Origin of the sequence: Bradyrhizobium sp. (assembly GCF_016213215.1) — a bacterium.
Taxonomy (GTDB): domain Bacteria; phylum Pseudomonadota; class Alphaproteobacteria; order Rhizobiales; family Xanthobacteraceae; genus Bradyrhizobium.
Genome location: NZ_JACRAW010000156.1, coordinates 1 through 13,451 on the forward strand (window position 1 = coordinate 1; position 13,451 = coordinate 13,451).

The following is a 13,451-nucleotide window of genomic DNA, read 5'->3' on the forward strand; positions in this document are numbered from 1 at the left end:
AGGTTGCGACGTTCCAACCCTCATGGTGAGGAGCGCCGAAGGCGCGTCTCGAACCATGAGGCCCGGACCCGGGCCTTCATCCTTCGAGACGCTTGCTTCGCAAGCTCCTCAGGATGAGGAGATACGGCTCGCGCCTCAAGGAGCGGCGCTTGCGCCGCGTCTCGAAGGATGAGGCCGATCTGCAGCAGCAGGGCCTCATGGTTCGAGACGGCGCTGCGCGCCTCCTCACCATGAGGGTAACAGCAGACGCGATTGCACCTTCCCGCGGCGCATTGCGCCCGAGGTTTGCTGTCCTCTTCACCCTCTTGAGAAACAGAGGGCGCAGGGAAGACCCGGTGCCCGCTGCACCCGCGGTCTCGTGTGCAAGTTGCGCAAAGAAGCCGCACACGAGCATACAGGTACAGCCGACGACACCCGGCCTTCCCTGCGCAGTGGCTTTACGGCTTATGCCGTGCTCTCCCCGGCGACGAATTCCTGTTTGTCACCGTCGCTCCGCGAATTGACGACGAAGGCTGAACCCGGTCGGGCAGCTTCGCCCCCGCGGAGCTTGACTGCAGCAACGGCAGCCAGGACCACACGGTTTTGCCGTACGCAGCCGCCTCCGCTGAAGCTTCGGAGCCACAAGGCCCCGTCAAGCTCCAGCAAAGACGTCACCAGCGCCGTTCGTCCTGCGCGCCGTTTGTCGCTCACGGGTTTCGGCTCAATCCTCCGCCCGCCCTGCAATCAGCTGTTCGCGCCGACGCTGCTGCGTCCACCGCATCCCAGCCCACGTTTCGTGACGACGCGTACGCCCCTCGTGTCGGGCGGGACGGGCGATCTATACGCCAAATCAGAATTCTGGAAAAGCGAAATATTTTCGCCGACAGGGCTTGACAGGTTTTGAAGTGATTTGCCCGTCGAGCCGGCCTGTCCCTATGGGAGACGTGCAACAGCCAACCGCTTTTGGCGCCAAAGCTCAGAGAAACATGTCCGCGAGGTCGAGCGTCGAGCTGCAGCCGACCTGTTCGAAATTCTTCTCCAGCCATGTCATCGCCGTCTGGCGCCCCGCGTCGCGCAGTTTGCACAACAGGCTCCACTCCGGGTGGAACTGGGTCGCTGTACCGAGCTGCGCCATGAGATGGTCGTCGCCTATCCAATGCATGTATATGCGGCTGTGCTTGCCGGCATCCAGTTCGCCGCCGTCGATCAGCCTTGTTGCAAACGCGACGGCGCGCATTTCCCTCATCAAGGACGAATTGAAACTGATCTCGTTGATCCGGTGCAGCACGTCCGCCGCACTCGCCGGCAGCGCCTCCCGCCTGATCGCGGTGACCTGCACGACGATGATGTCCCTGGCGCCCTTGCGATAGATCAGCGGAAAGAGCGCGGGATTTCCCAGATACCCGCCGTCCCAATAATGCTCCCCGTCGACTTCAACCGCCTGGAAATAGGGCGGCAGGCAAGCAGAGGCGAGCACGGACTCGACCTTGATCGACGGCGTCTGGAAGACCTTGATCTTGCCGGTGCGGACATTGGTGGCGTTGAGGAACAGTTGCGGCGCCTGCCCTGGTGCGTTGAGCCGCTCGAAATCGACCACCTTGAGCAGCAACGGCCTGAGCGGATTGTAATTGAACGGATTGAGCAGATTGGGCGGCAGGGTGTGGGTGAAGGCGTGAATGGCGGCGTGGAACGGATGATATTCCGGCGACAGTTTCAGCGCCTGGATCCATTGATTGAACGGCGAATAGAAGTCGTAGATCAGATCCGCGCGCGACACCTCGCGCCAGAAGTCGTGGAGGCTGTTGCGGGCGGCTTCCCGCCCGCCAATGGCCATGCCGGAGGCAAGAACCACGGCGTTCATGGCGCCGGCGCTTGTGGCGCTGATCGCCTCGATTTCGAGCCTGCCATCCTCCAGCAGGCAGTCGAGAACGCCCCAGACAAAGGCGCCATGCGCGCCGCCGCCCTGCAGGGCGAGATTGACGTTCTTGACCGGACCGGACGTCACCTGCGTATCGACCATTGATGTGGCGTTTGCGTTCTCGAGGTGCGGTGCGCCCGCGGGACTTGGGTAAACAACAGTGAGACGTCAGTTCATCGCGAGCCGCTACATGGCGTATGCGCGGCGAGAATGTCTCTCAGGACCTGTTTGTGAACGGCGGGATAGGTCGTGATCGATATGTGGCCCACGTCGGCGTTGCTCTTGAGGTCGACGTTCTTGATCTGCCCGCGAAAGCGTTCGCCCTGGTCGACCGGTCGCCCGGCGCCGTTCGAGAGATAGAAGTTCTGCAAGTGACGGACATTGGCCGGAACGGCGCTCTTGATCACCGGATCGAAGGTGACGATCAAGGCGACCCGCACTCGCTCCTGCTGCAGCTTTTCGGCAATGGCGATCGCGGCGCTCGCCCCGAAGGAATGCCCGACCAGGACGATCGAGCTCACTCGCCCGCTCTTGCAGTCATCGAGCGCCTCCTGCGCCACGGCCGGATATAAGGCGTGATTGGTGATGGTGTTGGGGACATTCTGCCGGCGCAGTTCTTCGGCAAGCTGATCGATCCCCGGCGACAGGACGTTGGTGAACCCGCGCAGCAGATAGACCTTCTGGCGCGGCGAAATCCGCTCCAGGGGAGCGGCGAAGCTTGACGAAGCGACGAGCAGGCAAGCCAGGACAGCAAACAGACGCAGGACGATCATCGCTTTCCCCAAAACGATCACGGATATTACCCCAAAGCGTGATGAGATTACGTTGGATTGTGCCGAGTCAAAAGTCCACCTCTCCCATTGGGAGAGGTCGGCGCGGAACGCCGGGTGAGGGGCGCGGTCTCTCGTGGGACCTGCCCCCCTCACCCGATTTGCCTCGCAAATCGACCTCTCCCCGATGGGGAGAGGTATCCGGACTCGCGACAATACCGATTGGACCAACAATCACCACGCTTCAGCCGCAGAGCCTAACCCGCGCTCTCGATTGAGCAAAAGCTCAGCCGAGATATCCCCGTGACCGTGAGAGGCCGCTTCGCGCGCGAGCGCTTATGGATCGATCAGGACGCCCGGGTTGAGCATGCCTTGTGGATCCAGTTCGCGCTTGGCTGCCCGCAGCGCGGCGGCGAAGAGCTCCGGCCGCTGTCGGTCGTACCAGGGCCTGTGATCGCGACCGACCGCATGATGATGGGTGATGGTGCCGCCCGCCGCGATCAGCGCGTCGCTTGCCGCATTCTTGATGGCCTGCCACTGCTCGAGAAGCGCGCCGTGTCGGCCGAGGGCGTGGAATGTGAAATAGGGCGCGGGGCCGTCGGGGTAGACGTGGGTGAAGCGGCAGGTGACCTCGCCCGCAACGCCGGTCGCTTCGACGATCGCACGCTCGGTCGCCGCCTTGACCTTGTCGTGAAACTCCTCGAACCGGTCCCAGGTGATCGCGGTCTCGAACGTATCGTTGATGAGCCCCGCCGGCGTCAGAAACTCGCGCGCATAGGGCATGCGAATGAACGCATTGCGCCAGATGCCCGCCGCGCCCTGCAGATGCGCCTCGCCGGCGTTGGCGGACTCCGGCGTTCCGCCATGGTCGGCGCAGCATTCCAGCGCGCGCGCCATCCAGGCCTCGACCGGATGATCGCCGGACTCGAACGCCAGCACCATGATGGCAACGCCGCCTTCGGCCGCGCCGGTATTGAACGCCTCCTGCGGGTCGAGGACGCGGCAGTTCGACGGATAGAGGCCGGCTTGCGCGACGGCACGCACGGCGCGTGCGGCGGCGAAAAGCGAGGGGAAGCGAACCGACGCGCCGGCCCGGTATGTCGGACGTGACTGCAATCGCATCCAGGCCCGCGAGATCACGCCCAGAATTCCTTCCGAACCGATGAACATGCGGTCGGGACTGGGGCCGGCACCCGAGCCGGGCAACCGGCGCGTTTCCAGGACGCCAGCCGGCGTCACCACGCGCAGGTTTTCGACGAAATCGTCGATGTGGGTGTAAAGCGTGGCGAAATGGCCGCCCGATCGCGTCGCGATCCAGCCGCCGAGGGTCGAATACTCGAAACTCTGCGGGAAATGCCGCAAGGTGAAGCCGTGCGGCTTGAGCTGGCTTTCCAGGGACGGACCGTAGATGCCGGCCTCGATCAAGGCGGCGCGCGAGGTCGGATCGACCTCGACAACCCTGGAGAGGTTGCGCAGGTCGAGGGTGACGGCGGCCTTGTGCCTGATGCCGTCAATGCGCGGCTCGACGCCGCCGCAGACGCTCGAACCCCCGCCGAACGGCGTCAGCGAAGCGCCAACAGCGCCGGCCCAATCCATGACGGCTGAAATCTCCGCCTCGCTGCGCGGATAGGCCACGACGTCGGGCGCACAATCATAATCGCCGAGCATGGCCCTGACGTAGTCGGGATAGGACTTGCCGTAGGTGTGCGCAGCGCGGTCGTAGCGCTCTGTCGTGCAGAAGGCGGCGAGCGAGGCGGGCGGCGTCACGCGCGGCTGCCGCAGGGCGACATCTTCAAGAGGCGGGACAGGGATCGTGTCGAATTCGTCAGCTGCAAATTTCGCGCGGTAACGACCGAGGACGAACGTCCGTTCCTCTGCGCTCATCCCCTCGCCTTCGCGCCCCCAGCCGTAATGCTTCAGCCTTGCGTCGGTCATGAGCGTTCCCCTTGTTCTTGGTTAGAGCTTTTCTCAGAAGATATTCCGAACGAGCCTTTCAGAAATTGTTGCGCCCGATCTGCCCGGGCGCATCGCGATTGTGCTGCTGGTTGCTTATCCTCTGACGGGATCACCTGGTTTCCTGCAGAGAGCGGGCGTCATCACACATAGACGATCTCGTGGCGCATCACGTACGGCGCGAGCAACGCCTGCACCTCACCCGCGATCGCCTCGCGCTGGTGCTCCGGCACGTGAGCGAGCGTGACGGTGGCAATGCTGCCGTGGCTGCCATGGGCCCCGACCCTGACCTTGCAGTCGATGCCTTTTTCCACGATTGGGGCGAGAACGTTGGTGAAGACGCGCGTCGCCGCATCCCAGCGCAGCTGGGGCTTGAAGACCTTGCCGACGCCGGTGAGCGGCATCGGATCGACCGGGATGATCTGCACCGGAACGGCCGCGCGCTCCGGCGTGCGTTCGCGGACGAAGGACTCCAATTCGCCCGGGGCGACGTGCGCACCCGGCTTCAATTGCACGTAGCCTACCGGCAACTCGCCGGCATAGGCGTCGGGCTGGCCGACCACGGCGGCAAAGCCGACGGCGGGATGCTGGAACATGATCTCCTCGACGGGCGCGGGATCGATGTTGTGGCCGCCGCGGATCACGAGGTCCTTGGCGCGGCCGGTGATCCAGAGGAAGCCGTCCTTGTCGAGCCGGCCGAGATCCCCCGAGTTGACCCAATGCCCGTCGACGAACGCGCCCTTGTTGTGCATCTCGTTGAGATAGCCACGGAACACACCGGGCCCGGCCATGATCACGACGCCGATCTCGTCGACGTCGCAGTCACGCTCGACACGACCGTTGGAGTCGAGCTTGACGATGCGAACGCGGGCATAGGGCACGGGCAGACCGACCGAGCCGAGACGGATGGGACGATCCGGAAACGCCATGGTGTGGACGCTCGAGGTCTCGGTCATGCCGTAGACTTCGAGAACCGGCAGCTTGTACTTTTCCTGGATCGCCTTGCCCACGGCCACGGGAATCGCCGATCCGCCGCCAGCGGCAAATTTCAGGCTCGACAGATCCGCGTTGCCGGGCGGCACCGCAAGCGCTGCGGCCAGAACGGTCGGCACGCTCGTCAGCCCCTCGGGCTTGAAGCGTTCGACCAGGCCCCAGATGTTCTTGACCGAAGCGGGGTTGCGCCAGCCGGCCGGCGACAGCACGATCAGGCAGCTGCCGGCCGACAGCGCCGCCAGAGCCTGGGTCAGCGAGCCGCCGACGTGGAATAACGGCATGCCGAACAGCAGATTGCCTCCGGCTTTGGATTTGAGCAGCAGGTTGACGGCCCAGGCCTGGTAGACCTGGTTTTCGTGGGTGTGGCAGACCAGCTTCGGGGTGCCGGTGGTGCCTCCGGTGTGAAAGTACGCCGCAACGTCCTGCGCGGCAATTTTCCGGCCGCTGACCAGCCTGTCGGACGGCTGGTCCTTGATGAGGTCGCTGAACGAATGGATTCCGTTTCCGGGATCGCCGCGGCCGTGGACCTGCACGATGGCTTTCAGGTTCTTCAGCCTGGGACGTATCTGCTCGATCTTCTGCCAGATGTCCGTGCCCGGCAGGGGCCCGAGGACGACAAGAATGCTGGTGTTGGCGGCTTCGAGAATTTCCGCGATCTGATGCGGCTCCAGAAGCGGGTTGACCGGATTGGCGATGCAGGCGGCTTCCGCTCCGAACAGCGTGATGAAGGCCTCCGGCAGAAGCGGCAGGAGGAAACTCACAACGTCGTTGCTGCCCGCGCCCAGGGCATGAAACATGTTGGCGGCCTGGGTGACGCGCGCAACGAAGTCACGGTAGGAGACGACGACGGGCGTATCCGCCGGGTCGGCATTGGGAAGGAACTGGATGGCGCGAGCATCGGGATTGTTGGCCGCGCCGAGCCTGATGGCATCATACGTGCTCTGGGCGGCGATGCGGTCCCTGTAGGGGACCTGTTCGAGGGCCCGAACCTCAGTGTCCGTGGCCAGACTCGGATATTCGCTGCCGATGATACGATCGAGCAGATGGATGCCCGTCATTCCCTGTTTCCTCCTTGTATGCTCCGCGCCCGGCGGGGTTTTTTGTTTCTCGAAAGCCGAGGCCGCGATCCCGCAACCTGCCTCTTTTCTGGCGCAGGGTGAAGGGGCGCTGACGGACAGAATTGTCGATTATTCTCTTTGCGTCCATACCGAACCGATTGCAGCAGGATGAGGCGGGGCGGGCGCGCGCGAGCTGACGGCGACGACGCTCAGATCCCCGCCACCGAGGTCCAGAGTTCGGATAGTTTGCGCTTGAAGGCCTGCATCCGCGTCAGCGGCTCGGGCTCCTCCGCTTCCTCGGGCAGGCGGAGCCCGACCAGGTTGACGCGGCCGCCGGAGATGCTGCGGGCAACCAGCACGATGCTGTCGAGCGCGAGTTCGGCCCCTTCGTTCGGCGCGCGATCGAGATGGATGTCGAAAAAATCGGCAAGCGTCAGTTGCGACTCGTCCTCATTGACCTTGACCCCGTAGATCTCGGCCAGTTCGGACAGTGTGTGCTCGCCGGAAACCATGAAGTCGCCCAGCAGATGCGGATCGGGCGCGGTGCTCGGCTGCATGTCGAGGAAAAAGCGGTCCAGCGCCTCGGCCTTTTCCGGCGGGGCCAGGAGATAGATGTAGTCGCCGGGCGCGATCGGATCGGCTTCCGGCGGCGAGAGAATGCGCTCGTCACGGATGACCAGCGTCGGCTTCGACCAGGACGGGATCAGGCCGCGGCGGAAATAGAGGCTCTTCGGACGGACCGCATAGCCGACGAGCTGCTTTTCGAGCTGGCCGGGCAGGTCGAGCTCGACCCGGCGCGGGCCGCGCTCGGCGCGCGGCAAGGCCACGTGCAGCCGGCGCGCCGCCGCGGACAGCGTCCAGCCCTGCAACAAAAGCGAAATGATCACCACGACAAAGGCGACGTCGAAATACAGATAGGCCTTCGACAGCCCTACCAGCATGGGAATGGAAGCAAGGAAGATCGCCACCGCGCCGCGCAGGCCGGTCCAGGCGATGAACACCTTCTCCCGCCAGTTGAAGCGAAACGGCGCAAGGCACAGGAACACCGCCACCGGCCGCGCGACCAGCATCAGGACCAGCGCCACCGCGATCGCCGGCATGATGCTGCTGCCCAGGCGATGCGGCGAGACCAGAAGGCCGAGCAGCACGAACATCACGATCTGCGCCAGCCAGGTCGCGGCGTCCAGGAAGGTCACCACCGAATTATGCGCGCGCGTCGGCCGGTTGCCGATGATGATGCCGGCGAGATAGACGGCGAGAAAGCCGGAACCGTGCGCGATCTGGGAGCCGCCGAAGATGACGAGCGCAGCCGTCGTCACGAACGGCGCGTGCAGGCCCTGGGGCAGCGCGACGTAGTTGAGCGCCAGCACCACCAGCCTGCCGCCGAGCACGCCGATGACGGCGCCGAGCACGGCTTCCCGGACGAATTCCATGACCACATGCCCGGGGGAGCTCTGGCCCAGCGAGATGAACTCGACCAGCATCAGGGTGAGGAAGATCGCGAACGGGTCGTTGGTGCCGGATTCGGCCTCCAGCGTCGCGCCGACGCGCGGACGCAGGCGCAGGCCCTGCGTATTTACCAGCAGGAATACCGCCGCGGCATCGGTGGATGCCACGACCGCGCCGACCAGCAGCGCCTCGGTCCAGTTGAGGTCGAGGACGTATTTGGCAAAGGGCGCGGTGATGACCGCGGTCAGCAGCACGCCGGCGGTGGCGAGCACCACCGACGGCGCGAGCACGGTACGGATGCTCTGGAAGCGCGTGCGCAATCCGCCGTCGAACAGGATCAGCGCCAGCGCCACCGAGCCGACCAGATAGGTCGTCCTTACGTCGTCGAATTGCAGCTGGCCAGGACCTGAGTCGCCGGCGAGCATGCCGATGATCAGGAAGACGAGCAGCAGCGGCGCGCCGAAGCGCAGCGCCAGCAGGCTCGACAGGATGCCAGCCATCACCAGAACGGCGCCGAGCAATATGGCTATGCTGACTGAATCGAGGGAAGCCATCCGTTTTCAGGGACAAGTGTTTGCAATGGCATCCTTATCGTCGCCACAGTTGGACGCCAACCCATTTCTTCCTTTTGCGGCGATGTGCCCCGTTTTGCCGCCTGAACCTGCCTCGGCAGTGGATCTAGCGATGGTCCGCCCGCCCGGTTTGTGGGATTCTGCCGCACGTTCGAATCAATTTGGCCTTTCCGGGCTTTTGAGATTTCCCGATGGATATGGACTTCAACGGCGTCATCGAATTTCTGCAGACGACCGCGCGGTCGGTCGGCGCGGAAGTCGCCTCGCCGTGGTTCTACCTGCAATTCGGCCTGATCCTGATCGCCGCAGGGCTTGCCTATGCCGCCCAGGCGGCGGTTCGCGCGCGCGTCGACATGACCTCGCTGGCGATGAGCTGGCCGCTGCCGCTCAGGCACTTCGTGCGCGTCATGGTCGGCAGCACGTCCACCGCGACGTTCACGGTGCTGGTGATCGCGGCGCGCATCATCATGATCAATGCGACCTGGCCGAGCCGGAGCTATCTGCTCATGGTCGCCGCAAAGCTTGGGTTCGCCTGGCTGGTCATTCGCCTCGTCACCTCGGTGCTGCGCAACGCCTTCATCGTCCGCGTGGTGTCGGTGTCCGCGTGGTTCATCGCCGCTCTCAGCATCATCGGCCAGCTCGATGCCACGGTCGACATGCTCGACTCCTTCGCGATCGTGCTCGGCGGACTGCGGCTGACGCCGCTTCTTGCGATCAAGGCGGGCGCGCTCCTGATCGTGGCGCTATGGCTCACCAACATCGCGTCCAATTTCATCGAGAGCCGAATCACCAGCGCGACCGACCTGACACCATCGATCCAGGTCCTGCTGGTCAAGATGATCCGCATGGGCCTTCTGGTCGTCGCAATCGTGATCGCCCTGAGCACGGTGGGCATCAACCTGTCGGCGCTCGCCGTGTTCTCCGGCGCCGTCGGCGTCGGTATCGGTATCGGCCTGCAGAAGATCGTCGCCAATTTCATCTCGGGCATCATCCTGCTCGCCGACAAGTCGGTGAAGCCCGGCGACCTCGTCACCATCGGCGACAGCTCGGGACGGATCAGCGCGATGAAGACGCGCTACATCTCGGTCGCCGCCGGCGACGGGCGCGAATTCCTGATCCCGAACGAAGATCTGGTGACGCAGAAGGTCGTCAACTGGACCTACACCGACAAGAACACGCTGGTGAAGATCCCCTTCGCCACCAACTACGATGCCGACCCGCGCGTGGTCTGCAAGCTGGCCGCCGAGATCGCCGCGGCGGCGCCGCGCGCGCTCAAGGGCAAGCCGCCGAACTGCATCCTGACCGAATTCGGCGAGGTCGCGATGAAGTTCTCGCTGACCTTCTGGATCGCCGATCCTGACGGCATGGACCACGTGAAGAGCGAGGTGATGCTGGCGCTGTGGGAGGCGTTCAAGCGCGAAGGGATCCGGGTTCCCTATCCGGTGCGAGAAATCCGTATCCGGGGCGGGGCGCTGCCGGTCGAAACCACGGTGGAGGTACCGAATTGAGCGCTTTTTTGCCAACCGGGCGGCCCGCCGTCGCTTGCGCGGCACGCCCCGATCATTAAATTAGGTCGATCACCAAGCGCGCCGCCGACATCGAGGTCTCGCCCGAAGGCTTGCCTGGAAGAAGCGCACCCCGGAAAGATCATCAAGAAACGCCCATGAGCTACGTCGAAGCCACCGATACCTCATCCTTGCGCAAGACCGGACAGATCAAGCTTCACGGCGCGGCCGGCTTTGCCGGCATGCGCAAGGCGGGCGCGTTGGTGGCCAAGTGCCTCGACGAGCTCACCGATATCGTCAAGCCCGGCGTGCCGACCTCGCGAATCGACGAGTTCGTCCGCGAATTCGCCTTCAGCCATGGCGCCTTTCCGGCGACGCTGATGTATCGCGGCTATCGCTATTCGACCTGCACCTCGATCAATCACGTGGTCTGCCACGGCATGCCGAGCGATCGCGCGCTGAAGGAAGGCGACATCGTCAATATCGACGTCACCTTCATCGTCGACGGCTGGTACGGCGATTCGAGCCGCATGTATGCGATCGGCCAGATCTCCCGCAAGTCCGAGCGGCTGATCGAGGTGACGTATGAGGCCATGATGCGCGGCATCGCCGCGGTGAAGCCGGGCGCCACCACCGGCGACATCGGCCACGCCATCCAGAGCTTCGTCGAGCCGCAGGGCATGAGCGTGGTGCGCGATTTCTGCGGACACGGCCTCGGGCGCATGTTCCACGACGAGCCGAACATCATCCACATCGGCCGGCCCGGCGAAGGCGTGATGCTCAAGCCCGGCATGTTCTTCACCATCGAGCCGATGATCAATCTCGGCAAGCCGCATGTGAAAATCCTGTCCGACGGCTGGACCGCCGTGACGCGCGACCGCTCGCTCTCGGCGCAGTTCGAGCATTCGGTCGGCGTCACCGCCACCGGCGTCGAGATCTTCACGCTGTCCGAGCGCAACCACGAGAAGCCGCCGGTCGCGACCTGATTCAATCGTCGCCGCGCAGGCGGGCGGCGATTTCGCTCGGGGCGTAGTTCTCGCCGATCGACATGGCGCAGATTCGCGAGAGGTGGGTGTAGGGCAGGCCGGTGTCCTCGTGCCAGGCGTTGAACTGCGCTTGGACCTTGGCGAGATCGCCTTTCGACTTCACCTCTTCGGCAATGTCGAGCCCGGCGTCGCGCAGGCAGGCGACGACATCCTTCGAGGTGACAAAACCGTCCCAGCCGAGGAAGCGCAGCAGCATCTGCCCGGTGTTGCCGCCCAGCCGGTTGCCGCGCTTCACCAGGAGGTTCAGAAGGCCGATCTCGTCGGATGACGGCCAGCCGGCGAGGAATTTGCCGAAGCTGCCGTGCTCCTTGGCGATCTCCTGCACGAAGCGGGCGTTGTGGCGTACCGACATGATCTTGGCACCGTTGCGCACGATGCGCGAATCGCTCGCCAGCTTTTCCCAGAACTCGTCGGGCTCGAAGGCCAGCTTTTTCGGTTGAAACCCGTGGAATGCCTGCTCGAATCCTGGCCATTTATTGTCGATCACGCTCCAGGCAAAGCCGGCGCAGAACACGCGCCTCGTCATCTCGGCGAGCACGCGGTCGTCCGTCAGCTTGATCAAGGCTTTCGCGCTTCCGACCGGCGGCAGCAGCTTTTCGAGCGCCTTGGCGCCGCCCTTGCGCTTTTCGGCCCGGCCCAGGATGGTCTTGAACGGTGTCACGCGGCGCCCCCTTCCCCGGCAGCGGTCGAGATCCAGCAACGAAGGTCGTGACGTTCACCTTCGGTGAAATCACACAAGACCCATTCTGAATAGCGCGGGCGCCAGGGCTGCGGCAAGATCAGCCCTGAGGCCGATCTCAAGCCTGCTCGGCCTTCATTGACAAGTGCGGCACTGTTTCGGACTTCGATTCGCGCAACATGGCCATGAAGATCAGCGCGATCAATGGAACGAGCGCAAATCCTCCGATCGAAAGCACATCCGTGCGTTCAAGCTCGGTGAGTGACGTTCCCACCTGAGTGGATCGTAGATTACCATAGGCACCGATGATCATCGGCGCGGCGTAGATAACGGCTCGCTCACCCTCGCGCGCGAATTTCTGCAACTCGGGCAGTAGCAGCGCCAGACCCATACCAAAGATCAGGAAGTCATAGTCGTAAGCGTAGGGACTGATCGAGACCGACACCATCGCAGTCAAGCCGAGGCACCAACGCGCGGGAAATCCCCGGTACAGTGCGATGGCGATGATCCCAAGCGCCGAGACGGCGACAGCGACCTGTGCCAGCAAGGCCACCGCGGCAGGTAGCTCCAGGCTTCGCAGGCCGGCATAGATCGAGATCATCCGGAACAGCGGATAGTATGCCCGCTGCAGGAATATCGAGGAATCGTGCACGCTCTGAAGAAATCCGGCCCAGATCTTGACGCCGAACACAGCCGTACAGAGCAGCGAACTGGCCAGGACGACCGCTGCAGCGGTCATGACCACAACCCAACGACGTGTCAGGAGTGAGTAGACAGCGAACGCGATAGCAAGGTGCGGTTTGACGACCATGAGGCCGAGCGCGAAGCCAGCCACTGTCGGCCGCTTATCGATGAACAGGCAGACCAATCCTAGCAGTCCAGCCGTGAGGAAGCCGTTTTGGCCGCAAGCCAGCGTGATCTCTATCGCCGGGAACAGAATGACCAGGGCGAGCGCAAAGTGGCTGAAGGCAATCGACCTCAGAACAACGATATAAAATCCAAGCGTTGCTCCTGTGAACAGGAAGTACGCCACGCTGGCCGGAACAAGCGCGAAGGGGGCGAGCAACAGGTCGAACTGCGGCGGATAGGTCCAGGGCATAAAGCTGTCGCCCCCACCTGCCTCTCTTTGCATGTCGAACAGTTTCAGGAACTGATAGACTTGGTCAACGTCACCCAGCCATACCCGCTGTGCAACGATGTAAAAGGCATCGAAATCCACCAGGCCCCGGTCGTGCCCCATGCCCCATCGGGCAAACCAGATGGTCCTTAACACAAGGCCAATTGCCAGCGCCGCGAGGATTACACGGGCATAAAGCGCACGCTTCGGCGCCGAGGACTCGATCGTTTCAAGGGTTTTTGCGAACATCACAGCGAGCTTCTTTGCGAAAACTTAAGATAGAGCCAATAGGTTAAGCGGTTGAAAAAGCCCTGAGCGGATCGCTGAGAATTGACGGTTTCGATGCTGATGGGATCGGCCAACACTTCCCACGTCCAGGATTCCGAAGGCCAGCGGAATCCGGGGACAGCAG

Annotated in this window: 9 protein-coding genes; 2 read left to right on the forward strand and 7 right to left on the reverse strand. The window is 63.5% G+C overall.

Annotated features, from left to right (window positions below; all coding sequences use genetic code 11):
• Nucleotides 1-955: 955 nt before the first annotated feature.
• The 5 genes from HY852_RS25530 to HY852_RS25550 all read right to left on the reverse strand — a co-directional run bounded on the left by HY852_RS25530 (nt 956) and on the right by HY852_RS25550 (nt 8,674).
• Nucleotides 956-1,999, reverse strand: a complete 1,044-nt coding sequence (locus HY852_RS25530) for a patatin-like phospholipase family protein (protein ID WP_291607694.1) — start codon at nt 1,997-1,999, stop codon at nt 956-958.
• 71 nt (nt 2,000-2,070) lie between these two features.
• Nucleotides 2,071-2,670: a hypothetical protein gene (locus HY852_RS25535; RefSeq protein ID WP_291607695.1), complete on the reverse strand. Its 600-nt coding sequence runs from the start codon at nt 2,668-2,670 to the stop codon at nt 2,071-2,073.
• Between the two features lie 333 nt (nt 2,671-3,003).
• The gene (locus HY852_RS25540; protein WP_291607696.1) at nt 3,004-4,602 is read right to left on the reverse strand and encodes an FAD-binding oxidoreductase; all 1,599 of its coding nucleotides are present in this window, start codon (nt 4,600-4,602) and stop codon (nt 3,004-3,006) included.
• A gap of 161 nt (nt 4,603-4,763) precedes the next feature.
• A complete protein-coding gene (locus tag HY852_RS25545) occupies nt 4,764-6,671 on the reverse strand; it encodes an acyl-CoA synthetase (protein ID WP_291607697.1) in 1,908 nt (635 codons plus the stop codon).
• A gap of 209 nt (nt 6,672-6,880) precedes the next feature.
• Nucleotides 6,881-8,674, reverse strand: coding sequence for a potassium/proton antiporter (locus HY852_RS25550; RefSeq protein ID WP_291607699.1), 1,794 nt, complete (start codon nt 8,672-8,674; stop codon nt 6,881-6,883).
• Between the two features lie 209 nt (nt 8,675-8,883).
• On the opposite strand from HY852_RS25550, the gene HY852_RS25555 reads away from it, so the two are divergent.
• Complete coding sequence (locus HY852_RS25555; protein WP_291607700.1) at nt 8,884-10,200, forward strand: mechanosensitive ion channel domain-containing protein; 1,317 nt, start codon at nt 8,884-8,886, stop codon at nt 10,198-10,200.
• A gap of 155 nt (nt 10,201-10,355) precedes the next feature.
• Nucleotides 10,356-11,183 carry a type I methionyl aminopeptidase gene (map, locus tag HY852_RS25560; protein WP_291607701.1) on the forward strand — a complete coding sequence of 276 codons (828 nt, stop codon included), beginning with the start codon at nt 10,356-10,358 and terminating at the stop codon, nt 11,181-11,183.
• A 1-nt stretch (nt 11,184) separates the two neighbouring features.
• On the opposite strand, the gene HY852_RS25565 is transcribed toward map, so the two are convergent.
• The gene (locus HY852_RS25565) at nt 11,185-11,904 is read right to left on the reverse strand and encodes a DNA-3-methyladenine glycosylase I (protein WP_291607702.1); all 720 of its coding nucleotides are present in this window, start codon (nt 11,902-11,904) and stop codon (nt 11,185-11,187) included.
• Between the two features lie 136 nt (nt 11,905-12,040).
• Nucleotides 12,041-13,288, reverse strand: a complete 1,248-nt coding sequence (locus HY852_RS25570) for a glycosyltransferase family 87 protein (protein WP_291607703.1) — start codon at nt 13,286-13,288, stop codon at nt 12,041-12,043.
• Nucleotides 13,289-13,451 lie beyond the last annotated feature (163 nt).